This window comes from Treponema pedis (assembly GCF_017161325.1).
Lineage (GTDB): Bacteria > Spirochaetota > Spirochaetia > Treponematales > Treponemataceae > Treponema_B > Treponema_B pedis.
In genome coordinates this window covers 299,155-325,860 of sequence record NZ_CP045670.1, presented here as the reverse complement: position 1 = coordinate 325,860, position 26,706 = coordinate 299,155, and the positions used below count along the sequence as shown (strand labels likewise).

Below are 26,706 nucleotides of genomic sequence, written 5' to 3'. Positions count from 1 at the left end.
CGTTAACGGCCTCCGAACAATTCTATAATTTCACTGCTTTGCGAGGACTTAACTATAAATACTATTTTATCGCCTTCATTTATTTCGGTATCTCCTTTGGGGATACTGCAGCCGTTTTTATCGGTAATTAAAAGCACCAAGTAAACTCCGTGTCTTGCAATATCTTTTAATTTTTTACCCAACACACGCGAAGTTTCGGAAACATTCAATTCGATAATTTCAAGTTTACCGTCACCCATAGTGTGCATTCTCGTTACGTTTTCGCTTACCAAATGCCCCATAATCGAATCGACTACAACATCTTTAAACGATACGGCAACATCGATTCCGATTTTATATGCAACATTTTCCAACACGGAGCTTTGTACAAGCGAAATAGTCTTATATACTCCGAGAGTTTTTAAATATGCGCAAACAATCATATTTAATTCATAATTTGAAGTTGTGCAAATAACCAAATCGAAGGTATCAAGCGCTATTTCTTCAATAAAAGATTCGTCGGTAACATCGGCGCGGTAAACTACCGCTTGAGGAAACTGAGCGGACACTTCTTTTGCACGCTGTTCGTTACTTTCGATAATCGAAATTTTCCATTTTTGGTTAAATCCGGAAGGAAGAAATTTTGAAAAAACGGATTTACTTGCGGAATTTTTAATTAAATACTCCGCAACGCTCTCCCCTATTCTGCCCATTCCCACCAGAGCTATTTTTCTAAACTCTTGAGTCTTAAATCCAGAAAGGTCGTAAAATTTTTCTATATGTTCGGGTTGAGTTAAAATCGAAACACGGGTATTTGCGGTTAATATCGTATCACCTGAAGGAATTTTATTGCGGCCGTTTTGTTCAACGCAGACTACAATAAAGGGAACATCGATATGTTTACGTATATCTAAAATACTTAAGCCGTCCAGAATACTTTTTTCACAAACGTTAAAACGGGTTAATTCGTAACTCGAATTTTCAAAAGAAAGAATATCGCTTACGGCACCGTGTTCTATAGCATGAATTACAGCCCCGGCGGCTTCTTCATCGGGGTATACGAGGGTGTTAATACCTAAGGTTCTATCATCGGAAAAATTAAGAGCTTTTACGTAATCTTCGTTCCTTACACGGGCTATTTTAATTACATCGGGTGCAAGGCTTTCGGCAATACCGCAAATTATCATATTAAGCTCATCGGAATCGGTTACCGCAATTAGAGCGTTTGCTTTTTTTATTCCGGCGTCAAGCAGGGTTTGCGTATCGTTTCCCGACGCTTGAATAACCATACAGTCAAGCCGGTTGGCCGCATGGCGTGCAACTTCTTCATTTCTTTCAACAAGTATAACATCGTGTTTTTTACGTATTAAGCGGCGGGCAAGTTCGGAACCGGTAATACCGCCGCCTATTATAATAATTTTCATAGCGGGTATGATACAATAAATCGGATAAATTTGAAAGGGGCTTATTTCAAAGTTTTAAGCATTGTCTATATTATTTTTAAATGCAAAAGCGGCCAATTGAGTTCTATCGGTAACAAAGGTTTTTGAAAATATAGCGGAAATATTGTTTTTTATCGTACCCTCGGAAAGATGCTGTTTATATGCAATCTCCTTATTTGATAAGCCTTCGGCAACAAGTTTGATTATTTCCATTTCTTTTCGGCTTAAATTATATTTATTCATAATAAATGCACTATCGCACGGACTATCGCTTCGCTTTACGCCGTCGGGTATAAAAATGTTTTGAGCAACTTCGGGGTTAATTACAACATTTCCTGAAATTGCAGCCTTAATTCCGTCATAAATAACATCGGGAGAGCTGTCTTTTAAAAGATAACCCGACGCACCGTTTTTTAAACCCTGCCTGATATATTCGGAATCGTTAAAAGTGGTCAGTATAAGTATTTTTATACCGGAGTTATACTCTTTAATTTTTTTTACGGCTTCAATACCGTTTAAATGCGGCATTCTTATATCCATTAAAACCAAATCGGGGTTATATTTTTTACAAAGCTCGACGGCTTCGTTTCCGTCAGCTCCGGTTCCCGCAACTTCAATTTCGGGATAGCCTGAAAAAATGATTTTAAGACCTTCCCGTATAAGCTCCTCATCATCGACTATTACAATTCTCATCAATTCGGATTTTAACATAAGTTAGGATTATAAACAAGATACGGTAAATTAATTGCTTAAAAAACGATAAATACGGTTAAAAACAAAGTTATAGTTCAATTTATATAGAGTTTTTTTTCTTTTTTTTTAATTTTCCGTTGACAAAATTAGAGAAAAATGATAAAATAGATATATTAATAATTTAAATGTTCCGGATAAGTTGAAACAATTAAATCGGCCCTGCACATCAAAATTCAGCCCTAAATATAACCGGTAAAAAAATTTCGGCTTTATACTTTGTCGAATTTCGTAAAATTTACGAAAAGGAGTTTAAAAATGAAAAGGACATCATTTTTAGTGTTTGCCGTTTTATTTACGGCAGTTATGGTTACTTCAGGCTGTAAAAACCGCATAAACGGTACGGCTTCGGGTATAATAGTGAAAACTTCCTCCAATAATGGGGGGGGGGGGGGAATAATCCCGCCCGTAAAACCTCTGAAGTAAAAATTTTGGACAACGGGAATTTAAGTTTTGACGGCGCAGAATACCGTAAAACCTCTCTTAAAACCGTTATTTCTCAGGATACCGCCGTTACGGGAAGCGGCAACGAAGGCGTCTTTACCGCAGCCAGAGGTTCCGTTACCTTAAGCAAATACAGCATAGGACAATACGAAGTAACGCAGGAGCTTTTTGAAAAAGTAATGGGATTTAATCCGAGCAAATTTTCTAAAGACCCCGCTTCCGGAGAAGAGCAAAACCTGCGCCCCGTAGACTCGGTCAGTTGGTATGATGCAATAGTTTTTTGCAATAAACTGAGCCTTCTTTTAGGTTATGAGCCTTGCTACACTGTAGAAGGCGTAAACGATTGGGCGGCTCTTACATACGAGCAAATACCGAAAAGTAGAATAGACCCTAAAGCAGAACCTACAGCAAAAGATAAAACAAACGCATGGGAAAAGACAAAATGCAAGTGGGAAGCAAACGGATTCCGCCTTCCTACCGAATGTGAATGGGAATTTGCCGCACGGGGCGGAAATCAAAACGATGCAACAAATTGGAATTATAAGCACAGCGGAAGTGATACAATCGGTGATGTTGCATGGTATAAGGACAACAGCGATGATAAAACTCATGAAACGGGTAAAAAGAGCGCAAATGCGCTTAACTTGTACGATATGAGCGGTAATGTGCGGGAGCTGTGCTGGGAGTTTTTGGAAGGCACTATAACATCTTCCGTTCCCGTCAGGGGTTTTGATACGGCGAATACCACCTCTCATTTTTACAGGGCGGTACGCTATTGCGGTTATGCAGACTTCCAACCCTACGACCTTGTATTGGCTGCCAGAGGCGGCAGATGGCATTGGTCGCGAGAATACGCAGACCAAGGTTTCCGCATTGCAAGAAGTACAACTGTAAAGTAATCCGTTTAAACGGGCCTTATAAAAATTTATAAGGCTTGCAGGTTAAACAATCTAAAAACCCCCGCCGATTAAAACGGCGAGGGTTTTCATATATAAGTCTTTTTACCGAAAAACGGTAAGTTATTATATCTTATCCGAGTACTCCAGGATAAGGTCCACTTCGCCTACCGAAAGATTTAAGGCCTTTGCAATTTCGGCTTCTTTCCAACCCTGTCTTGAAAGCTGTAATACGTTTTCCTGTTTGCTTCTCGGAACTATACTGTCTTCAAGTCTGTCGCCTTTTTCGGATTTAAATAAATCCGCCATAAGCTTTAACTGCTCTTCGGAATTTTTGGAAATATCTTTTAAGCGCGTTTCGGTGGCTGCAAGCCAGCTTCTCGCCTGCTTTAATGATTCCATCTTTTCGTTTAATTCTTCCAAAGAAGAATCCAAAGTTTCAATACGTTCGCAAACCTCTTCGGCTCTGCCGTGATTTTCCAAAAGCGTATCGACGGAAGTCTTTATTTTTTCTATTTCGGGCGGTAAATTATTTACGTCGGCTTTAAAGTTTTTTATTTCCGCTTCAAGTTCTTTTAAATCCTCAAAGGCGGAATCTATGCTTTGCATAGTTTGGTCCAAAACCGCGCCTTTTTTTTCAAGCCTTTCATAGCGTGTATTAACATCGCCTATACCTTCTTCAAGTTTACGTATTTGAACCTGATATTGCTGAAGGTCATCGTTTACACCGGTAAGCTCTATTATTTTTTTTATCCATAGAATCGGAAAGCGTATTTAATTTTACAAATTCGCTTTCCAGCAATTCTATATTTTTACGCTCGCTCATAAAGCGTGCAATTTTTATGTTCGCCTCTTCTTCCAAGTGCGTAACTTTTTCATACTGCAAACTTAAATTATCAATTGCATTTCTGTAAACTTCAAAACGCGTAACTTCTCCCTTAAGGTCTTCTATATCCTTTTCAAGACCGGCTTTTAATTCATCGGCACGCTCGAAAATTCTCGTCTGGGTAACAAATGCATTTTGCTTTTTATCTATCTCTTCAATTACGGAATTAAGTCTATCCGCATCGGATTGAATTTTTTCGCGGATTTTTTCCTGAGTTTCGTCAAGTTCCGTTCTTACCGCTAAAATCATTTCATTTATCTTTTGTACGGAACGCTCCGCCTCCGTACTTGCATCGCGAAGTTTTTTATCTATTGAAGTCTTCGCTTCATCAACTTCGCCGTTAAATTTGGCCGTAATTTGGGCGGCATGTTCCGTAAGCTCATCATTTATCGAAGCGATTTTTCCGTCAACGGCATCGATTTTAGCCTGAATGTTTTCAAAAGAATCTCCGCTCTTTGTAATAAAATCCCTATATTGAGAATTATACTTTGCATCCAAATTCTTTATCGCATTTTCGGTTAAACTTTCAAAACTTGTAATTTTATCGTCAAACAAAGAACGCGCTTCGGTAAACTGCTGGTCGGTTCTGTTTTTCCATGCCTCGAAATCTTTTTTTACCGTTTCAAGACTTGCTTCCGATTCTTCACGGATAGAAGCAAGTCTTTCCTGAAGAATTTTAGCTCCGTTTTCAAGCTCTCCGTTTTGTAAACGTATTGCATCTTGCAGTTGAGCCTTAAACACGGAAATTTCTCCTTCAAGATGTTTAACCGCTTTTTCACTTATTTTATTTACATCTTCGTTTAATTTATCGGCATAACTTTGAATTCTGTCATCAGCCGCACTTAAACGCATATTTAAATTATTTGAAATTTCTCCGACTTTTTCGTCAAGACGTAAAAATTGCTGTTTATATTCTTCCGCCGCCTGTGCGATACGTGTGCGCAATTCCTGTTTATACTGAGTTTCAATATCTTTTCTTGAAGACTCGTTTTCGGAAGCAAGCAGAGCCATATTTGCCGAAACATCTTCTTTCCATTGGTCAAAGCTGAGACTGATTGCATCGCTGCGCTTTGCAAGGTCGGCAAAAAAATCGTCTTCAAACATTTTAAGCTTTTCGGAAACATTGGCGTAAGCCTTTGTTTTAAGCTCTTCTATACTTGCATCGATTGTTTTCATACGCTCATTTATTCTGTCGGAATTACCCGTAAATTCCGACAAAAAGTTTTGCTGCGTTTGTTTAATGGAACTTGCATAAGCGGAAATTTCGGCAAGCAGCTCCGCCTTTATATTTTCCTGAGCTTTTTCTATTTCTTCTTTTAAAGAATCCACTCCTGCAATTGTTTCTTCGAATTTCGTAAAGCGGCTTTCGGTTTGGGTTTTAAAATCGCTCAACTTTTTGTCGGTAAATTTCGCAAGAGAATTTATATTATCCTGAAAATTGGAAGCAAGAGAATTAAACTGAGAGCGCATTACAGCTTCCGTTTGATTTAAATCGGCCGAAAGAGAATCCGAGCGCTGTGCGGAAGAGTTTTCGGTTTCATTCAGTTTTTCCATAATGGAATCTATACGGCCGTTTATATCTTCTTCGGTTTTGGTAATGTCATATTGAATTTGAGAAATAAAATCTTTTATCTGCGTTTCCCAATCCGATTTAAATTCGGCGGCGGCCTGTTTTGCTTCTTCCAAACCGGAATTTATTTCAGTTTCAAGCTGTGCCGAGGTTTCTTCAAATTCCCGACGGTAATTTTGAACGCGCTCGGCGGTTTCTTCTTTAAGCTTTGCAAAGGCGGCTTCCTGTAAGGAACCGGCCTTATCGGCGGCGGCGGTGTACGCTTGTTTATAAATATCCTGTAATTTAATTGCGGCGACTTCCAAAACATCGTTCGTATTTTTTTGTGCGGCGGCAAGACGGTTTTCCACATCGTCTATTACAAGCTGCATTTCTTCTAAAATTTTTGTTTTATATACTTCAAGCTTTGCATCGGCTTCCTCCGCAAAACGGTTTTGCATTTCGGGAATTTTTCCCGTTACATCGCTTAACTCCGCCTTTGCCTTGTTAATCGATTTTGCGAGAGAATCTATAAAATCGGCCTCCTTGCCGATTTCGGTAAGGTTTTTTTCGGCCAATGCCGTCATATCCATAAGTTTTTGAACGGTTTGTTCGGATTTTGTTATATAACGGTCTATTTCCTGAATTGCAGCGGAACGGGTTTCGATAGTACCTGTATTTTTCATAAATTGGTCATAAACTTCGTCGAGCTTTTTTACCGTTGCGATTGCCCTCGTTTGTTGAACTCCCAGTTCGGTTGTAAGGTCGGTAAGAGCCGAACGTTTTTCATTTATAAAAATATCCAAATCTTCTTTGATTTTTTCGCCGTAACGTTTGGCTTTTTCGATTGAACGGTTGTTTTTATCACTTTGTCTAAAACCTATTATAATAGCAATACAAATTATCAGCGTTACAATATTTAAAACAATATAAATCATTAAGTTCCACCCTTTAATAATGTTATAATATTATCAAATTATAGCACAAATTTCAATAATTGGCGATAGTTGGAAAAATAAATATCGGGACCTGCGGATTTTTTTCTTCGGAATATGTTAAAAAACTTATAAAAAAATATAAAAAGCCTGTTTTTTATACAGGCCGTATACATTCCTGCGGCATTGGCTCCGGCAACATCATACCGCAAATTATTACCTACATATAAAATACTTTCACAAGGTTCCCCCAATTTTTCGGCAAGAGCCTTAAATGCAATTACCGAAGGCTTTAAGGCACCCGCCTGTTCGGAGCCTATAGCGGCATCGCAAAGCGGAAGGATTCCCCACACGTCATTTTTTTGTTCAGGCAAAAAATCCGAAAGAAGCCCTATTTTTAACCCCTTCTTTTTTAATGTCTCGGCGGCTTCCCGTACAAAAGAATAAGGTTTTATTTTTGCGAAACGTTTTTTCCAACCTGAATAAATTTCTTCGTTTAAGAACACTTCGGCTTCTTTACGCGGTTTACCTGTATACTGCGAAAATATTTCAACTTGAAAATCAAAAAAATCCTTATGCACCTTATCGGGATTTTTAAGCTGAAGCCGTCTTATTTCTTTACGGGTTTTATGAAACGCCGCCATAAACTTAAAATTTCTTAACAAAAACGGCAGTATCCGCAAATTAAACCTATATGCTGGATAAAGAGTTCCGTCAATGTCGAATGCAACCGCAGAAATATTTAAATTCATAGGATTTTATACTATAAAAAAAAAGATTTGTCTACCAATATTAACCGTTAAGATAAAAATAAACTTTTTTTAATGTAAAGAATTAAAAAGCGTATTATATTTTAAATACGTAAAAGTTTAAAAACCTCTATATAAATTGAACTGGCCTTGTCTTTGTCCGCTATTTGCAGCCTTTTAAGAAATTAATTTTCCGTATCTTGTTTATAATCCTAACTTATGTTAAAATTCGAATAAACCGTAAGGAGAAAATTAGAATACCTTAAAACGGGTAAGGCAAATAATGAATTTACAAGGGGGATAGAAGAAATGATACGGACGGTAAAACAAAACGAGCAGGCAAGACAGGAATACAGATTATTATCAACTTTTGAAATGGACGCTATGGATAAAGGATTTTCTGAAGGTTTAAAGCAAACGGCAAAACTTATGAAGCTGAAAAACTTTGATATAGCCTTAATTAAAGAAATAACCGGGCTTTCCGAATCCGAAATAGAAAAACTGTAATCTTATAAGGGGCTTATAAAAAGCCCTGTTTTTATTTTAATGTAACTTTACAATTTGGAAATAATTCTATACATATAAAACATAAAAATAAGGTTTACATTATCGGAATGCTGACTTTTACAATTATATTATAGCATTGTCTCCAGACTGTTCTCAAACTAAGGAAGATATAAGGTATTCGGCAATTGACAGGCGAAACGGTAAACGGCACATCAATTACATTACCTGATTTTATTGCTATATATTACCGCTTTACAAAGAAGAACCTTATTTAGAGGTTTACCTTAGATTTAAATTGCGACGAGTTTTCATAAGTCATTTATGCATAAAGACTTATGAAAACTCGTCGGGCATCTTTAAAAATCCAACAAGGTTTTTAGAGATGCCCTATAGCTTATAAAACCGATAGCGGCCTTATAGAGAAGCAAATTGAAAAGTTTAAACAATTTGCTCCCCAAGGTTTTTATTCGGATATAAAAGCTATATAAGGGTTTTTCAGCAGATTTTTCCGCCTGAAACTTTTATATCCGAAGCATTTTCTACAATCGCTTCAATAGCAAGAGTAATTCCTTTAACTATAGTTTTTAAACTCATTGAAGGCATTGTTGCCGCCTTATCTATAACCTGTTCGGGTAAAAACGGAATATGAATAAAACCGCTTTTCATAGGTTTTCCCTCAGAGGTTTTTGCAGCCGCTATATGAGATACTCCGTAACAAACATGGTTACATATAAAAGTTCCCGCAGTGTTTGAAACGGAAGCGGGAATTTTTTCCAATCTCAGTTTTTCGACAATGGCTTTAATAGGTAAGGTTACAAAATACGCCGCAGGCCCGCCTTTTACAACGGGCTCGTCTATAGGTTGATTACCCTCGTTATCGGGAATTCGGCAATCATCTATATTTATTCCGATTCGTTCTACGGAAATATCGGCCCTGCCTCCCGCCTGCCCTATGCTTAAAACAACATCAGGTTCTTCTTTTTCAATTGTTTCCTTAATTTTTGCCACGGATTTTCCTATAACCGTAGGGATTTCAAGCTTTATAATTTTTGCGCTTAAAATCGTATCGGGAAGCAGTTTAATTGTTTCCAATGCGGGGTTAATTTTTTCTCCGCCGAAAGGGTCAAAACCGGTAACTAAAATCTTCATAAACCTATCCTTAAAATAATATCTAAAATTTAAAATGCAAATATAAGCATTAAAATTATATGCACGATAATAAGAGCTGCGGACATAAAAGCTTGAGCTTTAATTAAGCTGTATTTATCGCGTGTTTCCAAAATTGAAGCAGGAACAATATTAAAGTTTGCAGCCATAGGCGTAAGCAAGGTTCCGCAATATCCGCAAGTCATACCCAACGCACTTACAACGGCAGGATTTCCTCCTTGAGAAATAACAAAGGGGATTCCTACACCTATTGTAATAACCGTAAAAGCCGCAAAGGCATTTCCCATTATCATTGTAAAAATAACCATACCGGCACAATAAGCTATAACACCTATAACCGGTACTCCCTGCGGTACAATGCCTCCTGCGGCATTACCTATAATTTTACCGATTCCGGCGGCGGCAAAAACCGCTCCCAAAACACCCAAAAGCTGCGGCAGTAAACTTGAGGCTCCTATTTGCATAAGCATTTTCGATGTATCGTTAAAAGTATCTTTCGTCTTTGCCTTAGTTAAGAGTACGGCAACTATAAGAGTAATAACGGATGAAAGACCTAAAACCTGAGCTGTGGAAAAACCGAAAATAACAGCTTTACCCGCATCATTTGTGCCCACCGAAATATTAAAGCTTTTCATTTGGGCAAAAAGCATAGCCGTAACACCGATAAGAAGGGCGGGAATAAAAATTTTATTCCCCACTTTTTTTGCATTTTCAAAAACCTCTTCTTTCGATGCGGCAGGGATATCCGCCACCTTTACCTGTTTAGTTAAGGTAAGTATTCCGAGACCTATAAGTAAGGCTCCTATAATAGTGCCTCCATAAGGAATATAAGATATAAATACTTTTCCGAACATAAACAAAACGCCTAAAACAGTCCAAAACAAAAATGTTCCTATCGGAATTTTTTTATCTTTAATAGCGGTAATGCCGGTAATTATACATATAATTCCGCAAATTCCGTATACTATTTCATCTATAATTACAGTATTGTTAAAAATAAAACTAAACATCGGCCTTTTCTCCTTTTCTAAGATTACGTTCAAACAACCAGCATTGTACAAGAGCAATAAGTACCATTGCAACACCGGCTAAAACGGAATATTTTGCGATATCGGTATTCGTTACGTCCAATCCCTGTTCTTTTAATGTACCGGTAATTAAAAGTACACCTGAAGAAACGGGAAAAATATTTTGTCCGAAAAAATTTCCATAATTTTCGGAAGCTCCCGCTAAAGCCTTTATTTTTTCAATATCATCTTCGGTAAGTTTAATGTTTTTTTGTGCGGCTCCTTCCGCCATGGGCAAAATAAGCGGACGTACAAAAGAAATATGACCGCCTAAGCGTATGGACAAAGCCGCAGCGGCAGTACGTATGGCAATGTAAAGCCAAATTACCATTCCTGCGCTTACACCCTTAATTTTTTTAATAAAATCGGCCGCTTTTTCTTTAAGCCCGTACCGCTCCATTATAACTATAGCCGGAATTGAAAGAAAGAACAAACTCATATAGCGGTTATTTATAAAACCGGTTCCTATATCGTTTAGAATTTCTACAACGCCCTTGCCGGAAATTAAACCGGTTACAAGACCGGAAAGCAATACAACAGCTACTACATCGAGTTTTAAAATAAAACCGACAATGATAATAGCAACGCCGATTAAAACAAAATAATTCATACACCTCTCCTTATTGACGGGATTTGAAAAATAAAGCTTAATTTTAAAAGCCTGCAATTTTCAAACCGCATTTTATCAAATTTATAAAGCCGTGTCTATTATACCCCTGTTATTTTGCCTGCTTGAATTTTTTAAATTAAAATTATATCATCAGTAAATTATTTGGAGGTAACTTATGGCGTTTTTTTACGATGAACCTTCGCATACTTTCAGCGAATACTTGTTAGTACCGCGCCTTTCAGGTACTAATCACATTCCTTCGGCGGTATCTCTTCAAACTCCGCTTACCAAATTTAAAAAAGGAAAAAAACCGAAAATCCGCTTAAACATACCGCTTGTTTCCGCAATAATGCAATCGGTTTCGGACGACGGAATGGCAATTGCTTTGGCACGCGAAGGAGGTCTTGCTTTTATATTCGGTTCGCAATCAATCGAAAATGAAGCTGCAATGACTGCACGTGTTAAAAATTATAGAGCAGGCTTTGTAGAAAGCGATTCCAATCTTACGCCTAAGAATACCCTGTCCGATGTGCTTGCCTTAAAAGCAAAGACCGACCATACAACGGTTGCGGTTACCGAAGACGGAACCGCTCACGGAAAACTTTTAGGAGTAGTTACAGGACGCGACTATAGAATAGGTCATATTGCAGACGATACGCCGGTAGAAAAATTTATGACACCTATAGAAAGACTCCACGTTGCGGAAGAAGGAGTTTCACTGAAAAAAGCACATGATATAATTTGGGAATATAAATTAAATTCTCTTCCCATTTTAAATAAAAACGGTAATCTTGTTGCCTTTGTTTTTAGAAAAGATTACGAAAGCAACGCCGAAAATCCTTTAGAATTACTTGATGAAAAAAAACGCTATATGGTAGGAGCCGGAATAAATACGCGGGATTATCGGGAAAGGGTGCCCGCCTTAATTGAAGCCGGAGCCGATGTGCTTTGTATCGATTCTTCTGACGGCTTCAGCGAATGGCAAAAGCAGACTATAAAATTCGTAAAAGACCTCTACGGAGATTCCGTTCCGATAGGAGCCGGCAATGTCGTCGATGCGGACGGCTTTAATTTTTTAGCGAAAGCCGGAGCCGATTTTATTAAAGTCGGAATCGGGGGCGGGTCAATTTGCATTACCCGTGAAACAAAAGGCATAGGACGAGGTCAGGCTACGGCGGTAATAGAAGTTGCGAAAGCCAGAGACGAGTATTTTAAAAAAACCGGAGTTTATATTCCCATTTGTTCGGACGGCGGAATTGTTTTCGATTACCACATAACATTAGCCCTTGCAATGGGAAGCGATTTTTGTATGCTAGGAAGATACTTTGCCCGCTTTGATGAAAGCCCGACAAATAAGGTCTTAATTAACGGAAATTATATGAAAGAATATTGGGGAGAAGGCTCCGCACGCGCACGTAATTGGCAGCGCTACGATTCAGGCGGAGAAAAAAAACTTTCATTTGAAGAAGGGGTTGACTCTTATGTTCCGTATGCCGGAAAGCTGCACGACAATGTTTCCGTAACCTTAAATAAAATACGCTCTACAATGTGTAACTGCGGTGTTCTAAATATAGAAGAATTCAAAAAAGAAGCGAAATTAACATTAGTTTCTTCTGCAAGCATTATAGAAGGCGGCCCGCATGATGTAGTACTTAAAGATATAGGCCATACTTCGGGAAATAATTATTAAAAAATCCTTTAAATCTTGTTTAAAAATAAAGGCAATACTTTAAAATAAAAGTATTGCCTTTTAAATAAACTATTAAGCCTTCCTTAAAACCTCAAAGGTTTTCGGAGTATTATCCGGTTTTATTTTTTAGGAAGAGATTTATATGTTTTTGAATGGTCGTAAAGACCTGAGCGTTTTTCTCCTCGTATACTCGGAATAGTTAAAATAATTCCCGGTTCTACCCAGTTAGGGTTTGAAGCATCGGGTAATTTATCTTTATTTGCATCAAATAACTTTTTCCACATAAAAGGATTATCGTAAACTTCTTTTTTCCCGGCGATATTCCACAAACAATCCCGTTCACCTCGCCATGTACGTATCCTATATTCGGCCGGAAGCTCTTCAAGCATAGAGTCTGAACTCATAGAATCATCTTTTGCCATGGAACTTCCTGAAGAGGAAGCTTCTCCGCCTTTTACAACGGAAAGAGCGTCCAATACTTTATGTGCACAAACTACAGCCACATCATAATTTTCGTTATCGAAAGCTACACTTCCCGCCGTTAATGCCGTTTCAGCGGAAGCATACTCTTCAGGGTATTTTTCTTCGGCTCCGTTTTGCTTTGCCCAAGTAAAGCGGGTTCTCGCCTTATTCATTTCCTGTTCGGCTTCGGTGCGCGCAAGCATAAGTTGAATAAATTCCGAAGATTGTCTTGCAAAATCTTCCGCAAGTTTTGCATATTCTATTGCGGCATCGTAATCTCCTTCATCATAAGATTTGTTTGCCAGCTCGGTATACGCACGGCTCTTGCGCTGATATTCATTATCATCATAGGATACTGCAAAAACAGGCAGTAAAATTAAACCTAATATTACGGCTATTGCAAGTTTTTTCATTATTGCCCTCCTTCATTGGAATTCCCCTGTTCTTCAACAGGCTCCATACCGGTTTCCGGTTCTTCGGTTTCATCTATATTTTCAGCTTCCCCCTCGGGTTCCGTTGTCTTATCTTCCAAGTCAAGTTCACCGTCGGAAAAACCTTCTCCCGCTTCGGTAAGAGGAGCTTCCTTGTCGGCTTCCAATGCCAATGCGGAGCTTTCTTCCTGTTTGCGGGCCGCTTCCGCCATTGCAGCTTCGGCTTCCGCACGTTTTGCGGAAACTTCATTGTAAAGAGTTTTAAAACCTTCTCCAGATTTATTATAAGCATAAAAAGAGGCTCTGTAATTTCCCTCTTCCGCCATTGCTTTTCCTTCATTAAATAAACGTACCGCAGCATTATAGTCTTCAGTCCTGCTTCTTGCAACCTTAATGGAATCGCAGTCCGCTTTATGTTCTTTCGCTTCATCTTTTGCGATTTTTGTAAATTCAAAATACCCTTTATTTGCAATACTTTCATAAAGTTTTAAAGCGTCTTCGGAAGTTTCTTTTGCCATCTTGTAATCCAATTCGTAATGGTCAAGAGCGTTTATGGAAAGTCTTTCGGCTTCTACATAATCCTCGGCGGAAAAACGGGCAAAGCCGTATTCTTCAATTTCATTGCGAAAAGACGATGCTTTCATTAAATTTGAAAGAGTTTCATAGCGGTCGGCAGCTTCGTTGTATTTATCAATAGCTTCTTTTAAATTTCCGTTTTCCGTATCGTTTGCGGCATTCGTTTCAACTGCTGAGGCTTCCGAAAATTTATCAGGATAATCATTATCGGCACCCAACTCCACAGCTGTTTCTCTGGCGGCTTTTAACCGTCCGTCACGAACTTTTTCCAATTCCGCCAAAAGCCGCGCTTTTTCCGTATCTTCCGCCGATTCCATTTTTTCTTCCGCAGGCTTCTCCGTCATTTCGGATTCAGGTTTTACGGCTTCAGGTTCCGGTTTTGCAGCAGGCTTTGTCTCGGGAGTAGACTTACATGCTGAAAACAAAACGGCAAAAGCTATAAAAACTGTAATTATAATTTTATTACCTTTTTTCATGAGAACCTCCTAAATTCACATTTACTAATGATACACTTTTTTTCTTTTTTTTGTCAAGTTCATATATGAAATTAAACTTCACGGTCCATTTTATGCAAAACCCTAAGTTTATTTATGGACAAATATTACAAAACCTATTATAATACGGCTCTTGTAATTAAGGCTTTTATACGTATTAAGCCTGATATTAACAAGAAAGGGCCGGCAGGATTAACCGCCCTGCGGGCAACTTAAATTTAGGAGAAAGATTATGAATAAAATAGGAATAAAATCGGCATTTATAGCAGTACTTGCGGCAATTATATGTATAGGCGGTTTTATGATTATTCCTCTGGGAGCGGTTCCGATTGTATTGCAAAATGTTTTATGTATTTTAGCGGCGGTTCTTATCGGGGGCAAACTTGCAGGAGCTCCGGCAGCACTCTTTCTTGCCGCAGGATTGATAGGTTTTCCGGTATATGCAGGCGGCAGAGGCGGCATAGGGGTATGGCTGGGGCCTACGGGAGGCTTTCTTTTAGGATATTTACTCGGAGCCGTTATTGCAGGTTTTATTGCAGGCACACCTTCGGTTTCCGAAAAAAAGATATGCAAATCCGCAATTATCCGAATTTCCCTTGCCGTCTTTGCAGGAATGGTTATTCTGTACATTCCGGGTGTTATCCGGTTTTCGGCATGGGCGGCGGCGGGAGGAAAAATACCTCAGGACAAAAACCTTTTTACATATACTGTGGGTGTATGCGTTTTACCCTATTTGCCCGGAGATTTTTTAAAAACGGCCGTTGCAATTCCCGTTGCATTAAAACTGCGCCCTATTTTTGCTCAATATTTGCATTTAGAAAAATAATAATGGTATCTGAAGAATCAAAAACACTGAAAGTTAAAAATATATGTAAAACTTTTGAGACGATAAACGGAAAAATTGAAGCCTTACGGGACATAAGTTTTGAAATTCCTGAAGCCTCATGCACTGTTATCGGAGGGGAAAACGGCTCCGGTAAAAGTCTTCTTACGGCCATTATTGCAGGTCTTGAACAGGCGGATTCGGGAAAGGTTATTTCATACGCAAAAACGGGCCTTGTTTTTCAGGAAGCGGAAACGCAAATTTTAGGAGAAACACCCCGCGAAGATATTGCTTTCGGCCCTAAAAATTTAAAATGGGAAAAAGAAAGAATTTCAAAAGCCGTCGATACGGCTCTTAAAAAAACGGCCTTAACCGAAAAAGCGGATTTCCCCGCCCGCTTTCTTTCAGGAGGCGAAAAACGAAAACTTGCCGCCGCCTGTATGATTGCTATGGATTTACCTATCATCATATTGGACGAACCGTATGCAAACCTCGATTACGGCGGAGTGCGTCAAATAAACGCTCTTATTAAAGATTTGAAAAAAGAAGGAAAAACGCTAATAATTCTTACACACGAAATAGAAAAATGCTTAGGCCTTGCGGATAAGTTTATAGTTTTATTTAAAGGGAAAAAAGTTTTTGACGATACGCCCGATAAAGCTCTTAAACTGAATCTTGAACAATGGAATATTAAAAACCCTCTTACGTCATATACTTCAATAGAAGATTTGGTATGGTAATTTTATGAAAAAACAACATTCGATTTTCAGTTATAAAGCGGGCAATTCACTTATACACAAACTGCCGGCATGGATAAAAATTTTAACCGTTCCCGTTTTAAATATATTGATTTTCTTTTTACCGGTTTATGTTTCGGTTTGTTTTATTATTATTCAGTTTACCGCCGCAAGCCTTCTACGCTTTACTTTGTCGGAACAAATAAGAGATGTTAAAGTCGTATTATACTATGCGGCGCTTCTTTATATAACGGAATTTATCGGAGCCTTTTTTTCAAAAGGAGCGGACACGGCAATAAAAACCGTTTTTTCCGATACTCATACTTTATTGATGCTTATAAAACTGTTTTGTATTTTACAAAGTTCTTCAATTATATTTAAAACAACCACATCTTTGGAAATTAGGGAAGGAATAGGTATTATCGAAACTGCCTTACGAAAATATCTTCCCGTTTCAAAAAAAAATAATTTTACCGGACTGCTTTCCCTTTTTATATGTTTTATTCCGGAAATATCGGCAATTTGGGAAAAAATAAAATATGCATGGTATGCACGGCAAGGAAAACAATCGGTAAAAATGTATACGGTATTGCTGCCCGTTTTATTTTCGGCAGGTATAAAAAAAGCGTATAATTCGGCAAAAGCCGTTGCCGCAAGAATGTAAAATTTTATTTTTAAACTTATACTTTTTATCGGGCAGCTTTTAACTTTTAATTTTCCATAAGAGTTTTTACATCGCTAAATGTAAAACCTATTCCCGAAAGAGAATCTATTAAAAGTTGTAAATTGCCGTAAAGATAATCTACCCTTTCGGGCTTTGTTTTGCCGAGCCTAATCGGAATTATTGAACCCGTATGAACGCTCTTACAAACATCTTCTATAATTTCCGCAGAAGATTTATAAAGCGACGGCAATGATGTTTTATCGGCGGAGCTTATCCAATCGGGAATTCGGATATCGGGGGAAATAAAAATATATCCGGCTTTTTTACCCGCATTGATAATCATAGGAGAAGCTATGTAATGCGGACTGTGCCAAATAAGAGAAAGTTCTTTTCCGGTAATGCGGTAAAAGTTATCTTCATTTCTTGCAAGCCCCTGTTTAATAAAATTTTCGTCAATACTATATTCAGTATCGTTTAAATTCCAAGTCGTAAAAAAAAGAGAACCGCATTGGTGTCCCGCTTTAACAACTTCTTTTACCGCTTCGGGATTTTGCCGCAAGGCTTCACCGTTAATAAAAAAAGTAGCTTTAATATTATTCTTTTTTTAAAATATACAAAACTTCCGCAATGCCTTCCATACCGTCCATTGCATCAAAAACAAGAGCAACTTGTTTTTTTCCGGTTCTGTTTCCGTGCGAAAAAATTGATGAAGTATTTCCGTATTCCGAAACGGAAAGAGTTTTACGTGAAGAAGCAAAAACCGAGGGTTCTTCAAAAAGAGGCGCAGTTGTAAATTTATCCAATGAACGGATATAAATCATATTTTTAAAATAACCTGAAGAAACATCTATATAAATTCTGTCTGAAGAATTGGCGGTTTTCTTCTTTGCAATTTTTACCTGAACATCGGGTTTCCAATTAAACGAGCCGGTATATTCCGCAGTTTCATCATTAAAACCGTTTTTATTAAAATCGGCTTCATTAACAGACCTTTTAACTTTAACCAAAATTTTATCGCCTGCTTCGGACCAGCCGAAATCCTGCATAGACGTAAGAGCTATTTTCTTTTTCCCGACGAACCCTTTAATTTTATCTATTGTGTATTCATAAAGGGAATTTTCTCCGGTTAAAAAAACGGTAGAAGAATTTTTCCAAAGAGCCGAAATTATTTTTTCTCCGTAAAACGAATTTATTTTTTTCCAAACGCCTGTATCATAAAATGAAATTTCATCGTTTTCCTTAATTGCCGCAATTTCAAAATTCGGAGAGCCTGCAAGTAAATAAGCATTTTCTTCCAAAAGAATTTTTTCAAATTTGTTTTTACTTAAAGAAATTTGCCAAGCCTTTAAAGAACTTTTCCCGCCGGCAACTCCTTGAGAAAATATTACAGGTAAATTATTCTTCCAATAAATTGAAATATCCGCCGTATTTCCCGGTAAAAGCAAATAAGGAATTAAACCCTCTTCAAAAAGCTGTAAATAATCATCTCCTTCAAATTTAAAAAAATATACATTCCGTTTTTCTTTTATAAAAACACAAGTTTTTCCGTCCGGAGAAATCGAAACAAAATCCGAAGCGGGATTAAACTCAAACGGAAAGCGGGCCGCTAATTTGCCAAGAGAAAAAAGAGGAAGATAAAACGACTTTGTAAAAAGCTCCGATGAATTAATTTTATAAAGAACATTATTTTTAAAAAAAGAAATTCCAAAGAAGAAATCCATTGTATACTTTTAATTGAGCCTTCGCTGAATCTTCTAAACCGTTTATCCGGAGGTGTGTTTGCTCCGAACCATTCCGGGCGGGCAAAATAAATAAAGCCTTCATCTTCATATAAAAAGGCTTTTGAATCAGGCGACCAGCTTACCGAAAGCATCCCCGAAACGGCTTTTTGTGCAAGGGTGTACTTTCTTCCGCTTGAGGTATCCAATAAGATAAGCGAGCCGTAAACAAGCGAAGTTTGTTCAATCAGAGTAATCCATTTGCCGTCGGGACTTGATTGTATGCTTTTTATGGAAACCGGCTTTAAAGAGTTTACGGAAAAAAACTGTTCCGTTTCCGCCTGCTTTGAAATAAGCCCCGTGTTAATATCCAAACGGGCTATACCGAATCTATTTGTCAGCTGTAAAGTTTTACTCCCTAAAAGCTCAAGCCGCTCGGGAAAAAATGTTAATTGTTCTATTTTATTTTTTTGCTTTGAATATAAAAACAAAGTTTCGTATCGGTGCGATTCCGCCGTATCCGTTTTTACCGAAAAAAGAATATCGCCGTTATCATTTAAACTTGCCGCACCGAAAGAAATTTCGGAAAATAAAAATATTCCGCAAAATAAATCAAATAACAGAAAATACAACAGCTTTTTTTTCATCATCTTCTCCAGTTAATAATTTTATTTTTTTTCGGTTTCGGTTAAATTTAAATTTATTATTTCCGTAAGCTCCTCTTCAAGCTTATCTAAAGAATTTTCCATAGCTTCAATTTTTTCAACGGTACTTTCAATTTGCATTTTTTTTACCTTTTCAAAAATACCGTCCAATGCGATTAAATAATTATCGGTTTTTTCCATATTATATCCTTAAAATATTAATCCTCGGTTTAAGAAATCATCGCCGTTATATTTTTGCGGAATTCGCCGGAAGTTGTTTCTCCGTTAATAAAGCGCTTTATTTCCTGCCTTATCCCGGGAGGAAATTTATCCCAATATTTTTCGGGCCAGTTCCCCATTGTATTCCTAAGCTCCACGTCCTCGCTTTTTTGCATTTCTCCTATGCTGAATGAAACGAATTGTAAAATCATTCCATACATAACATCGGAAGGAATACCTCCTATTTTTCCGCCTTTTGCAAGCGATTTTATCTTTCCGTCATAATTTCCCGTTTCGGGAATCCACGAATCGATTAAAGCGCTCATTTGCTCCGGAGTAAGTTCGGGAGCTTCTTTTTGAAGCATATCGGCGGCAAAATCTCTAAATGTGTGACGCACACCTTCCAAACTCGTCTGAATTGAACGGTTAATGGATTCCGACATTTGCTTTGCCATATTTTCAGGATTTATTGCGGAAAGACCTGCCGTCCCGAAACCGTGCGATAATTCATTTTTTTTTCTTTCCAAGGCTGCGGAAATCAATTCCGTTTCCCTTCCGCCTGCCCTGTTTAAAATATAATCTATTACAAAAAAGAGCTCTTTTTCCATTGAAGGCGGAATTTGTCCCGTACTTTGCATATTACCGTTCATTTTTACAGTATACACTTTTTTTACGAAAAAAGAAAGATAGAAAAACGGGAAATATAAAAAAGACCTCTTATATAACGAATTTTAACACGCTTATTACGAATTTTTTACACCTCGATAATACCGTCCGCCAACTCTTCGGCTTCTTCCTTATCGTGCGTAACATAAACGGCCGTATAACCTAAAAGGCTCCGATTTTCCCGCAACTCTTTCCTAAGCCTTAATCTAAGCTCCGTATCAAGAGCTGAAAGGGGTTCATCAAAAAGAATAAGAGCAGGATGCACGGCCAAACTGCGGGCTAAAGAAACTCTCTGCTTTTCTCCGCCTGAAAGTAAATCGGGTTTACGTTTTTCCAAACCGCTGAGATTAAAATTCAAAATCCATTTTCCGGCTTCGGCACGGGCATTCCTTTTACTCATACCATGAGAAACTAAACCGTAAGCAATATTATCCTCTACGCTTAAATGAGGAAAAAGAGCATAATCCTGAAAGACCATTCCTATTTTACGTTTTCCGGCGGGAATTTCTGTTATATCCTTTCCGTCCAAAAATACAGAACCCGAATCGGGAACAAGCAGCCCTGCAATCATTTTTAAAATTGTCGTTTTACCGCAACCTGAAGGCCCTAACAGAGCAAGCGCCCCTCCTTTTTTTACGCTGAACGAAATTGAAATATTTTTTTTATCGAATCTTTTCGTTAAATTTTCCACCGTTAAAAAATCGGCTTTTTTATTCATCTTTATCACCTCCCCTATCCTGTAAAAAAAATACAAAACCTGTTATAACCGCAAGAATAACCGCTACGGCCGCCGATTCCGCAAAACGGTACGAAGAAGCATAATCGTACAACAACAAACTTAAATTTTCAAAACGCGGAATATTTAAAATTATAGGAAGCGATGCATCTCCGGCACTTATTGCAAATACAAAACCGAAGGCTGAAATAACACCTCGCTTACATAAGGGAATTATGCATCGAAAAAAAGCGTCCTGTTTGTTTGCGGAAAAAATAAGAGCTGCATTAAAAATATTTTTAGGTATACGTAAAAGCGGAATTTGAATTTGTGTCCACGCAAAAGGCCAAGCCAATGCGCTTTGAGCTAATATTAAAACGGCTACACTTCCGTTAGGACGTAAAAGCGTCCAGCCGAACCCCAGCATTACCGAAGACACTGCAAGCGGCAAATACGGAATTATTGCCGTAATTTTTTTCGGTTTTGAAAAAACCGTTATGTATGCAAAAAACAAAGAAGCCGTAAGAGTAACAAAAGAAGTACAGACTCCTATTTTTATTGTAGTCCAAAGAGAGTATAAAAAAACGGAAGAAGTTAAAACCTTTTTCCATGCCTTAAATTCAAAATATTTATTAAAAAAAATTAGTATAATTTACATTATGCGTTGAACGTAAAAATACGGAAAAAAGAGGAGCGATTAAAAAAAGAAAAATCGTTATAAACATAAAACTAAAAAAAAACTTTTCAAGTTTTCCGTTTAAGTTCGTTCTTTTATTTTTTTGCTTTAACTTTTGATTTTTGCCTTCAAGTTTTTTCTGAACGTGCGCATATAAAACAATCGCAAAACCGGAAACGATAATTTCTATAAGAGAAATTTTTGCTGCAAGATTCATATTTAAACTTGCACGGGCGGATTTATAAAGTTCGACTTCAAGAGTGGTAATGCCTAAACCGCCGAAAAGTAAAATAATAATAAAACTGAAAAAACAAAAAAGAAAAATCAATAAAAAAGAAGCGGATATGGAATTTAAAAGAGCGGGAAAAGTTACCGTTTTAAAAATTCTAAATTTATTCGCACCTAAAAGAGCCGCCGCATTTTCTTCATCTTCATTTAAATTTTCCCAAACTTGAGAAACCGTACGCATTGCAATCGGGAAATTATAAAATGAATGAACTACAATTACGCCGGTCATCGTAAAAAGAAATTTTAAAACAGGTTCATCGGTTTTAAAAATGGTTTTTAAAACGGAATTTACAACTCCGTTATTGCCGAAAAAAACTATAAAAGCAAGTGCTATAATTATTGCAGGAATACATAAGGGTACACCTGAAAGAGAAAGTAAAAATTTTCTTCCCCGAAAATTTTTCTTTGCGCAAAAATATGCGGCGGCAAGACCGATTACCGTTCCCAAAAAGGCGGAAATAAGAGCTTGCACAATTGTAAAAAGGGCAATACGAAAAATACGCTGAAAGACGGCGCTTTTATCGTATATAACGGCTCCCGTAAAATGCGAAAAATCAAAGTGAGAAGAAAACAAAGGAACAAAACTTAAAAAAAGAGGAATTAAAAAAGAAAGAATAACGGCAAAAAAAATAAGTCCTGCGGCGGGCACTGTAAATTTACGCCCGGCCGCAAAGAGTTTATTTTTAAATTTATCAATTTTGTAAAACATTAATTACAGCGTTTACGTATCCGCTTTGGTCCTCGGAAGGAATGCGTAAAACTTTTTTAGGAGCGGGAACATCTTTATAAGAATCCGGAAGTTTTATGCCGTTGATTGCCGGAAACATAAATTGAGTTTCGGGAAGTAAACTTTGAGCCTTTTCCGTAAGCATAAAATCTATAAAAAGTTCCGCAGCTTTTATATTTTTTGCGTAAGAGGAAATGCCCATTCCTTCGATTTGAATAATGTGGCCGTCATTAAAAATAAGCGGTTGAAAACGCATTGTATTATCGTACAATACATGGGACGCTAAACTGCCCGTATACGAAAAGGCAAAAGGAGCTTCCCCTGCGGTAAACAAATCATAACCTGCGCTCCACTTAGGAGCCATTGTAAAAATATTAGGCCTTAACTTTTCCCAATAGCTAAGATAATTATCCGCGAAAACCGAACGCGTCCAGGCAACGAGGGCTAATCCTGTCGTACTGGTTCTGGGGTCTAAAATTACTATTTTGCCCTTATACTCCGGTTTAGTCAAATCGCTCAAAGTTTTCGGTGCGTTCAGTTTGGAATCGGTATCGAACATAAATGCAAGATAACCGTAATCAAAGGGCGTTAATAACCAGTCTTCGGTAATTAAAACTTCTTTTACAAGGTAAGCCGCATTTTTGGAGAGGTACGGACGTAAAACATTCGCTTTACGAGCCGTTTCTACAAGATGGTTGTCAATTCCTATAAGGACATCGGCAGTAGACTTTTTACCTTCTACAATTGCGCGGTTTAAAACGCCTTCTTTACAAATAACGTATTCAACCTCAACACCCGTTTCCGCTTTAAAAAGCTCGGCAATTTTTTGCCCCGGACCGTAGTCGCCTGCAAAAGACTTTGTAGTGTAAACAATGAGTTTTTTCTCGTTTAAGCCGTTTGCTTCTTTTGAGCCTAATGCAAACAGGTTTATAAAACCCGTAACCAAAAAAATAAAAAATAAAAAAGAGCGTATATTTTTCATGCTCCCTCCGCCGGTATTATCCGGATCAGGTATAGGGCATCCGTGCGGACAGCCCTTGCGGGTATGTTCTCAGCCGGAAAAACGTTTAAAGTTTTTCCAAAAGCACCCCGTGCAAGATAACTATAACACAGCGGAGCGGAAAAAGTCAAGACGATTTTCTTATTTTCCTAACCCCCGTGTGTTTTATTATCTGTAAAATATACCGATATATAACAATTATAAATCATTTTTATCTTAAGTAAAATAGACTTGTATATTATGCAGAACTTATTAATATACAAGTCCAATATGTTACCTTACTTTATAACTTTTACAGTTCTACTTCCTATTGAAAGCCAGCCTAAGAAAAAATTAATAAGCCAATCGACTACGCCGTAATAGGTTTCTATATTATAATCCGTAGACTCTCCTGCTATATGTTTGGTATCTTTATCTCCTAACCGTACTAAACCCCATAAAGCATACCACTGCCGAGTCGTTACAACGCCTCCCGTTTGAGAGCCTTTTCCTACAGTATGACGGTTTGTCATACAGCCTGATACCGACAGAGTCAGCACTATTAATAACATTAATAACGCAGTACTCCTTAAAAATAAATTCTTTTTCATCTTTCAACCATCCTTTCTGCAATATCTTTTTTATTGCAAGTTTTACTTTTTTAAAAGCGAAATTTTATTCAAATTGATTCCGCACAAACCGAACAGTTTTTCGATAGACAATCAGATTTGCCAACTTAACATTCTTTTCGCTTTTCTTGCTTGTTAAAAAAAGACTGCTTTTTTCTATTATATCCCCCCCCCCCCCCCGTTTTGTCAAGAGGTTCTTGCAAAGATTTTTTATTTTTTTTATCGAAAATTTTTGTGCAGCGGTTATTTTGAATTTAACGATAAACCCGATACAATTCATTGAGGTGAAAAGATTTTTTATATATGCCGCCTGTTATTTAAACATTGCAAGCTCTCCGTATAATTGCATTCTCACGGATTTTACGGTATAATAAAGTATGAGTTATAAACCGCCGTTTACAGTTACATCAAAAGCCATACATCTCATTTCCGAAATATCTGCCGAACTGGAACGGCTTATTATCAGATTCGAACGGGAAGACGGTATACGGTTGCGTAAAATAAATCGTATGAAAACGATACGAGGCTCTCTGGCTATCGAAGGTAATTCTTTAACCGAAGAACAGGTTACGGCTTTGATTGAAGGTAAAAGCGTTATAGCTCCGCTCAAAGAAGTACAGGAAGTAAAAAACGCAATTAAGGTATATGAGAAATGCATGTCTTTTAACCCTTATAAAGAAAAAGATTTATTAAAAGCTCATGCAATTATGACAATGGGGCTTCTTGACAATCCGGGACATTTTCGAAAAACAGGAGTCTGCATCGCCGGCAAAAATGGAATAAGCCACGTAGCTCCCCCTGCCGATAGAGTTCCTTTTTTAATGACCGAGCTTTTCGGTTGGCTTAAAAACGGCGATGCGCACCCTTTGATTAAAAGCTCCGTTTTTCATTACGAGTTTGAATTTATCCATCCGTTTGAAGACGGGAACGGCAGAATGGGCCGCTTGTGGCAAACAAGATTGCTTGCCGGCTGGAACCCCGTATTTATGCACCTTCCGATAGAAAATATGATTTTAAAAAATCAGCGTGCTTATTATAAGGCCATTGAACACAGTACCGCACAAAATGATTCAGGCATATTCATAGATTTTATTTTAGGAATAATTCTTAAAACAATAAAAGAAAACAAAAAAAGAAACTTATAAATGATACTGTAAATGATACTGTAAATGATACTGTAAATTTAATTTTAAAATATATAAAAGAAAATCCTGAAATTTCATACGACAGCCTTGCCGAAAAAACCGGAAAATCAAGAATAACTATAAGCCGCAAAATTTCGGAACTGAAAAAGACCGGAAAAATCAAACGGATAGGAGCCGATAAAAACGGTTATTGGCAAATAGCAGAGAATAAAATATAATGAAATTAAAATTTTCCGAATATTTATAGAAAAGATTAAATTATAAAAAAGGAATAAAAAATTGGCTAAACAATTTATCTTAACCAACGAGCAAAGAAAGTACCTCGGCTTAAATCCGATTGAAAATCACTGGGAAGTAATGGATATAAAAGGCACCCTCTATTACTTTGACGGAGATGTTATCAAAAAAGAAATTTCCGCATCGGACTATGAGGGAGAAGCTTTTTACTATAAAGAAAACGAGCTTGATATTGAAACAAGCGAAAATAAAACAATTGTCCTTCCTAAAACTGTAAAAGGAAAGCCGAAAAATTAAACTTTACGGCAACTCAATCATTTAGAGGAATCGGCGTGTATTTTTCATTCGGAAGCGGACATGTGCTTATCGGAAACTACACCACACAAAAAACCTACTATTCGGAAAACTTAAAAGAAAGCAAGGCTTCGGCTCTCAATTCTTGGATTGAAAAATGGATAAAAGAAACATCGAAAGAAGATTTAGCCGATTTGAAAAATTTTAAAAACGAAAAAAGAGCTCACCAAAAATATAAGGAAGGAGACATCTTTGCTTTTAAAATAGGAAGACGGCAATACGGTTTCGGAAAAATTTTAATCGATATTGTTAAGTTAAGAAAAAATCCGGAATTTAAAAAGAATAAAAACTACGGCCTTAACAACCTGATGGGAACGGCTTTAATTGTAAAGGTATATCATAAAATAAGCGACAGTATGAATATTAATCTTGACGAATTGGAACAATGCCCTTCCCTCTCCGCACAACCCGTTATGGACAACAATATCTATTACGGCGAATACAAAATTATCGGAAACAAAAAAGTTACTTACCAAGACTTAAATGATGCTCCAATATCGACAAGCAAGAGTATAAGTCATCTGGACAAGGATATTGCATATCTCCAATACGGCTTGATATATAAAGAAATGTCTTTAAAAGAATACGCTCTGTACAAAGACGAAGAATGGTATCATAAAAATTACCGGGCAGAATCAATAGGCTTTTCATTGGAGATAGAAAAATTGGAAGAATGTATAAAAGCAAAATCAAACGCCCCCTGTTATCCGGCAACAGACGGCAGCCTAAATAACCCCGCCAACAAAAAAGATAAGGCTTCAATTTTCAAAGCCTTCGGCTTGGACGGAAATCTGGACTATGAGGGAAACTTAAAGCTCGCAAAGGAAAAGTAAAAATCATAAATATTTTTC

The 26,706-nt window shown here is 37.5% G+C and carries 28 protein-coding genes and 2 pseudogenes; 10 read left to right on the top strand and 20 right to left on the bottom strand.

What is annotated here, in order from left to right; translation table 11 throughout:
• Positions 1-2 precede the first annotated feature (2 nt).
• Positions 3-1,403 (bottom strand): Trk system potassium transporter TrkA, encoded by a 1,401-nt coding sequence (gene trkA / locus DYQ05_RS01510; protein ID WP_024468878.1) that lies wholly within the window; start codon positions 1,401-1,403, stop codon positions 3-5.
• 54 nt (positions 1,404-1,457) lie between these two features.
• On the bottom strand, positions 1,458-2,114 hold the full coding sequence (locus tag DYQ05_RS01505; RefSeq protein WP_206184082.1) for a response regulator transcription factor: 657 nt from the start codon (positions 2,112-2,114) through the stop codon (positions 1,458-1,460).
• 315 nt (positions 2,115-2,429) lie between these two features.
• Between DYQ05_RS01505 and DYQ05_RS01500 the strand changes: the two genes are divergently transcribed.
• Positions 2,430-2,597 carry a hypothetical protein gene (locus DYQ05_RS01500; RefSeq protein WP_206183703.1) on the top strand — a complete coding sequence of 56 codons (168 nt, stop codon included), beginning with the start codon at positions 2,430-2,432 and terminating at the stop codon, positions 2,595-2,597.
• Between the two features lie 5 nt (positions 2,598-2,602).
• Positions 2,603-3,514: a formylglycine-generating enzyme family protein gene (locus DYQ05_RS01495; protein ID WP_206183702.1), complete on the top strand. Its 912-nt coding sequence runs from the start codon at positions 2,603-2,605 to the stop codon at positions 3,512-3,514.
• Positions 3,515-3,637: 123 nt separating this feature from the next.
• Here DYQ05_RS01495 and DYQ05_RS13510 read toward each other — a convergent pair whose 3' ends face one another.
• From DYQ05_RS13510 to DYQ05_RS01485, 3 genes are read right to left on the bottom strand one after another with little or no spacing between them, the layout of a single operon-like run.
• Positions 3,638-4,204 carry a SpiroCoCo family coiled-coil protein gene (locus DYQ05_RS13510; protein WP_435372827.1) on the bottom strand — a complete coding sequence of 189 codons (567 nt, stop codon included), beginning with the start codon at positions 4,202-4,204 and terminating at the stop codon, positions 3,638-3,640.
• A 22-nt stretch (positions 4,205-4,226) separates the two neighbouring features.
• Positions 4,227-6,884 (bottom strand): SpiroCoCo family coiled-coil protein, encoded by a 2,658-nt coding sequence (locus tag DYQ05_RS01490; protein ID WP_252723465.1) that lies wholly within the window; start codon positions 6,882-6,884, stop codon positions 4,227-4,229.
• A 38-nt stretch (positions 6,885-6,922) separates the two neighbouring features.
• Entirely contained in the window at positions 6,923-7,633 is a 711-nt protein-coding gene (locus DYQ05_RS01485; RefSeq protein ID WP_206183701.1) for an HAD family hydrolase, read from the bottom strand.
• A 249-nt stretch (positions 7,634-7,882) separates the two neighbouring features.
• Here DYQ05_RS01485 and DYQ05_RS01480 point away from each other — a divergent pair.
• Positions 7,883-8,137, top strand: a pseudogene (locus DYQ05_RS01480) (hypothetical protein); the annotation flags it as partial.
• Between the two features lie 495 nt (positions 8,138-8,632).
• Here the strand turns inward: DYQ05_RS01480 and pcp are convergent.
• The 3 genes from pcp to DYQ05_RS01465 are packed head-to-tail and all read right to left on the bottom strand — an operon-like array spanning position 8,633 to position 10,981.
• Positions 8,633-9,286, bottom strand: a complete 654-nt coding sequence (gene pcp / locus DYQ05_RS01475) for a pyroglutamyl-peptidase I (protein WP_206183700.1) — start codon at positions 9,284-9,286, stop codon at positions 8,633-8,635.
• A 29-nt stretch (positions 9,287-9,315) separates the two neighbouring features.
• The gene (locus DYQ05_RS01470) at positions 9,316-10,314 is read right to left on the bottom strand and encodes a DUF979 domain-containing protein (protein WP_194076926.1); all 999 of its coding nucleotides are present in this window, start codon (positions 10,312-10,314) and stop codon (positions 9,316-9,318) included.
• Positions 10,307-10,981: a DUF969 domain-containing protein gene (locus DYQ05_RS01465; RefSeq protein ID WP_024465908.1), complete on the bottom strand. Its 675-nt coding sequence runs from the start codon at positions 10,979-10,981 to the stop codon at positions 10,307-10,309. Before DYQ05_RS01465 ends, DYQ05_RS01470 begins: the two co-directional genes overlap by 8 nt.
• A gap of 175 nt (positions 10,982-11,156) precedes the next feature.
• Here DYQ05_RS01465 and DYQ05_RS01460 point away from each other — a divergent pair, with 175 nt between their 5' ends.
• Positions 11,157-12,671: an IMP dehydrogenase gene (locus DYQ05_RS01460; RefSeq protein WP_029410300.1), complete on the top strand. Its 1,515-nt coding sequence runs from the start codon at positions 11,157-11,159 to the stop codon at positions 12,669-12,671.
• Positions 12,672-12,790: 119 nt separating this feature from the next.
• Here DYQ05_RS01460 and DYQ05_RS01455 read toward each other — a convergent pair whose 3' ends face one another.
• Together DYQ05_RS01455 and DYQ05_RS01450 are read right to left on the bottom strand one after the other, a co-directional pair.
• Complete coding sequence (locus DYQ05_RS01455) at positions 12,791-13,546, bottom strand: DUF4398 domain-containing protein (RefSeq protein WP_024467569.1); 756 nt, start codon at positions 13,544-13,546, stop codon at positions 12,791-12,793.
• Positions 13,546-14,616 carry a hypothetical protein gene (locus DYQ05_RS01450; protein ID WP_024467570.1) on the bottom strand — a complete coding sequence of 357 codons (1,071 nt, stop codon included), beginning with the start codon at positions 14,614-14,616 and terminating at the stop codon, positions 13,546-13,548. Before DYQ05_RS01450 ends, DYQ05_RS01455 begins: the two co-directional genes overlap by 1 nt.
• A 250-nt stretch (positions 14,617-14,866) precedes the next feature.
• On the opposite strand from DYQ05_RS01450, the gene DYQ05_RS01445 reads away from it, so the two are divergent.
• Genes DYQ05_RS01445 through DYQ05_RS01435 form a run of 3 tightly spaced genes read left to right on the top strand, consistent with a single transcriptional unit; the run spans position 14,867 to position 16,858 of the window.
• A complete protein-coding gene (locus tag DYQ05_RS01445; protein WP_024469476.1) occupies positions 14,867-15,460 on the top strand; it encodes a biotin transporter BioY in 594 nt (197 codons plus the stop codon).
• A 2-nt stretch (positions 15,461-15,462) separates the two neighbouring features.
• Entirely contained in the window at positions 15,463-16,197 is a 735-nt protein-coding gene (locus DYQ05_RS01440; RefSeq protein WP_024465910.1) for an ABC transporter ATP-binding protein, read from the top strand.
• Positions 16,198-16,201: 4 nt separating this feature from the next.
• On the top strand, positions 16,202-16,858 hold the full coding sequence (locus DYQ05_RS01435; protein ID WP_206183699.1) for an energy-coupling factor transporter transmembrane component T family protein: 657 nt from the start codon (positions 16,202-16,204) through the stop codon (positions 16,856-16,858).
• A 46-nt stretch (positions 16,859-16,904) separates the two neighbouring features.
• Here DYQ05_RS01435 and DYQ05_RS13505 read toward each other — a convergent pair whose 3' ends face one another.
• The 10 genes from DYQ05_RS13505 to DYQ05_RS01400 all read right to left on the bottom strand — a co-directional run bounded on the left by DYQ05_RS13505 (position 16,905) and on the right by DYQ05_RS01400 (position 24,062).
• Positions 16,905-17,417, bottom strand: a complete 513-nt coding sequence (locus DYQ05_RS13505) for a polysaccharide deacetylase family protein (protein ID WP_252723463.1) — start codon at positions 17,415-17,417, stop codon at positions 16,905-16,907.
• Positions 17,418-17,451: 34 nt separating this feature from the next.
• Positions 17,452-18,579, bottom strand: coding sequence for a hypothetical protein (locus DYQ05_RS13500; RefSeq protein WP_252723462.1), 1,128 nt, complete (start codon positions 18,577-18,579; stop codon positions 17,452-17,454).
• On the bottom strand, positions 18,465-19,223 hold the full coding sequence (locus DYQ05_RS13495) for a hypothetical protein (protein WP_252723461.1): 759 nt from the start codon (positions 19,221-19,223) through the stop codon (positions 18,465-18,467). The genes DYQ05_RS13500 and DYQ05_RS13495 overlap by 115 nt, the downstream gene beginning before the upstream one ends.
• Positions 19,224-19,244: 21 nt before the next feature.
• Complete coding sequence (locus tag DYQ05_RS01425; RefSeq protein WP_206183698.1) at positions 19,245-19,421, bottom strand: hypothetical protein; 177 nt, start codon at positions 19,419-19,421, stop codon at positions 19,245-19,247.
• Positions 19,422-19,450: 29 nt separating this feature from the next.
• Positions 19,451-20,089: a hypothetical protein gene (locus DYQ05_RS01420; RefSeq protein ID WP_252723460.1), complete on the bottom strand. Its 639-nt coding sequence runs from the start codon at positions 20,087-20,089 to the stop codon at positions 19,451-19,453.
• Positions 20,090-20,193: 104 nt separating this feature from the next.
• Complete coding sequence (locus DYQ05_RS01415; protein ID WP_020964099.1) at positions 20,194-20,823, bottom strand: ABC transporter ATP-binding protein; 630 nt, start codon at positions 20,821-20,823, stop codon at positions 20,194-20,196.
• The gene (locus DYQ05_RS13490) at positions 20,816-21,334 is read right to left on the bottom strand and encodes an ABC transporter permease subunit (protein WP_252723459.1); all 519 of its coding nucleotides are present in this window, start codon (positions 21,332-21,334) and stop codon (positions 20,816-20,818) included. Before DYQ05_RS13490 ends, DYQ05_RS01415 begins: the two co-directional genes overlap by 8 nt.
• 118 nt (positions 21,335-21,452) lie before the next feature.
• Positions 21,453-22,493 carry an ABC transporter permease gene (locus DYQ05_RS13485; RefSeq protein ID WP_252723458.1) on the bottom strand — a complete coding sequence of 347 codons (1,041 nt, stop codon included), beginning with the start codon at positions 22,491-22,493 and terminating at the stop codon, positions 21,453-21,455.
• Positions 22,477-23,493: a thiamine ABC transporter substrate-binding protein gene (locus DYQ05_RS01405; RefSeq protein WP_206183697.1), complete on the bottom strand. Its 1,017-nt coding sequence runs from the start codon at positions 23,491-23,493 to the stop codon at positions 22,477-22,479. Before DYQ05_RS01405 ends, DYQ05_RS13485 begins: the two co-directional genes overlap by 17 nt.
• Positions 23,494-23,789: 296 nt before the next feature.
• A complete protein-coding gene (locus tag DYQ05_RS01400; RefSeq protein WP_038096842.1) occupies positions 23,790-24,062 on the bottom strand; it encodes a Bor/Iss family lipoprotein in 273 nt (90 codons plus the stop codon).
• Between the two features lie 434 nt (positions 24,063-24,496).
• On the opposite strand from DYQ05_RS01400, the pseudogene DYQ05_RS01395 reads away from it, so the two are divergent.
• The 3 genes and pseudogenes from DYQ05_RS01395 (at position 24,497) to DYQ05_RS01390 (ending at position 26,688) form a co-directional block, all read left to right on the top strand.
• Positions 24,497-25,482 (top strand): annotated as a pseudogene (locus DYQ05_RS01395) (Fic family protein).
• 61 nt (positions 25,483-25,543) lie between these two features.
• On the top strand, positions 25,544-25,798 hold the full coding sequence (locus DYQ05_RS13480; protein WP_252723457.1) for a hypothetical protein: 255 nt from the start codon (positions 25,544-25,546) through the stop codon (positions 25,796-25,798).
• A 35-nt stretch (positions 25,799-25,833) separates the two neighbouring features.
• Positions 25,834-26,688 (top strand): immunity 26/phosphotriesterase HocA family protein, encoded by an 855-nt coding sequence (locus tag DYQ05_RS01390; RefSeq protein ID WP_252723456.1) that lies wholly within the window; start codon positions 25,834-25,836, stop codon positions 26,686-26,688.
• The last annotated feature ends 18 nt before the right edge of the window (positions 26,689-26,706 follow it).

What these genes read in the sequence shown, in the direction of transcription:
- DYQ05_RS01405 (WP_206183697.1), bottom strand. Translation starts at nt 23,493, where the DNA reads ATGAAAAATATACGCTCTTTTTTATTTTTTATTTTTTTGGTTACGGGT.
- DYQ05_RS13485 (WP_252723458.1), bottom strand. Translation starts at nt 22,493, where the DNA reads ATGTTTTACAAAATTGATAAATTTAAAAATAAACTCTTTGCGGCCGGG.
- DYQ05_RS01400 (WP_038096842.1), bottom strand. Translation starts at nt 24,062, where the DNA reads ATGTTATTAATAGTGCTGACTCTGTCGGTATCAGGCTGTATGACAAAC.
- DYQ05_RS13500 (WP_252723462.1), bottom strand. Translation starts at nt 18,579, where the DNA reads ATGGATTTCTTCTTTGGAATTTCTTTTTTTAAAAATAATGTTCTTTAT.
- DYQ05_RS01420 (WP_252723460.1), bottom strand. Translation starts at nt 20,089, where the DNA reads ATGAACGGTAATATGCAAAGTACGGGACAAATTCCGCCTTCAATGGAA.
- DYQ05_RS01445 (WP_024469476.1), top strand. Translation starts at nt 14,867, where the DNA reads ATGAATAAAATAGGAATAAAATCGGCATTTATAGCAGTACTTGCGGCA.
- DYQ05_RS01435 (WP_206183699.1), top strand. Translation starts at nt 16,202, where the DNA reads ATGAAAAAACAACATTCGATTTTCAGTTATAAAGCGGGCAATTCACTT.
- DYQ05_RS01460 (WP_029410300.1), top strand. Translation starts at nt 11,157, where the DNA reads ATGGCGTTTTTTTACGATGAACCTTCGCATACTTTCAGCGAATACTTG.
- DYQ05_RS01490 (WP_252723465.1), bottom strand. Translation starts at nt 6,884, where the DNA reads ATGATTTATATTGTTTTAAATATTGTAACGCTGATAATTTGTATTGCT.
- trkA (WP_024468878.1), bottom strand. Translation starts at nt 1,403, where the DNA reads ATGAAAATTATTATAATAGGCGGCGGTATTACCGGTTCCGAACTTGCC.
- DYQ05_RS01500 (WP_206183703.1), top strand. Translation starts at nt 2,430, where the DNA reads ATGAAAAGGACATCATTTTTAGTGTTTGCCGTTTTATTTACGGCAGTT.
- DYQ05_RS01415 (WP_020964099.1), bottom strand. Translation starts at nt 20,823, where the DNA reads ATGAATAAAAAAGCCGATTTTTTAACGGTGGAAAATTTAACGAAAAGA.
- DYQ05_RS13495 (WP_252723461.1), bottom strand. Translation starts at nt 19,223, where the DNA reads ATGAAAAAAAAGCTGTTGTATTTTCTGTTATTTGATTTATTTTGCGGA.
- DYQ05_RS01440 (WP_024465910.1), top strand. Translation starts at nt 15,463, where the DNA reads ATGGTATCTGAAGAATCAAAAACACTGAAAGTTAAAAATATATGTAAA.
- DYQ05_RS01505 (WP_206184082.1), bottom strand. Translation starts at nt 2,114, where the DNA reads ATGAGAATTGTAATAGTCGATGATGAGGAGCTTATACGGGAAGGTCTT.
- DYQ05_RS01450 (WP_024467570.1), bottom strand. Translation starts at nt 14,616, where the DNA reads ATGAAAAAAGGTAATAAAATTATAATTACAGTTTTTATAGCTTTTGCC.
- DYQ05_RS01455 (WP_024467569.1), bottom strand. Translation starts at nt 13,546, where the DNA reads ATGAAAAAACTTGCAATAGCCGTAATATTAGGTTTAATTTTACTGCCT.
- DYQ05_RS01465 (WP_024465908.1), bottom strand. Translation starts at nt 10,981, where the DNA reads ATGAATTATTTTGTTTTAATCGGCGTTGCTATTATCATTGTCGGTTTT.
- DYQ05_RS01425 (WP_206183698.1), bottom strand. Translation starts at nt 19,421, where the DNA reads ATGGAAAAAACCGATAATTATTTAATCGCATTGGACGGTATTTTTGAA.
- DYQ05_RS01485 (WP_206183701.1), bottom strand. Translation starts at nt 7,633, where the DNA reads ATGAATTTAAATATTTCTGCGGTTGCATTCGACATTGACGGAACTCTT.
- DYQ05_RS01470 (WP_194076926.1), bottom strand. Translation starts at nt 10,314, where the DNA reads ATGTTTAGTTTTATTTTTAACAATACTGTAATTATAGATGAAATAGTA.
- pcp (WP_206183700.1), bottom strand. Translation starts at nt 9,286, where the DNA reads ATGAAGATTTTAGTTACCGGTTTTGACCCTTTCGGCGGAGAAAAAATT.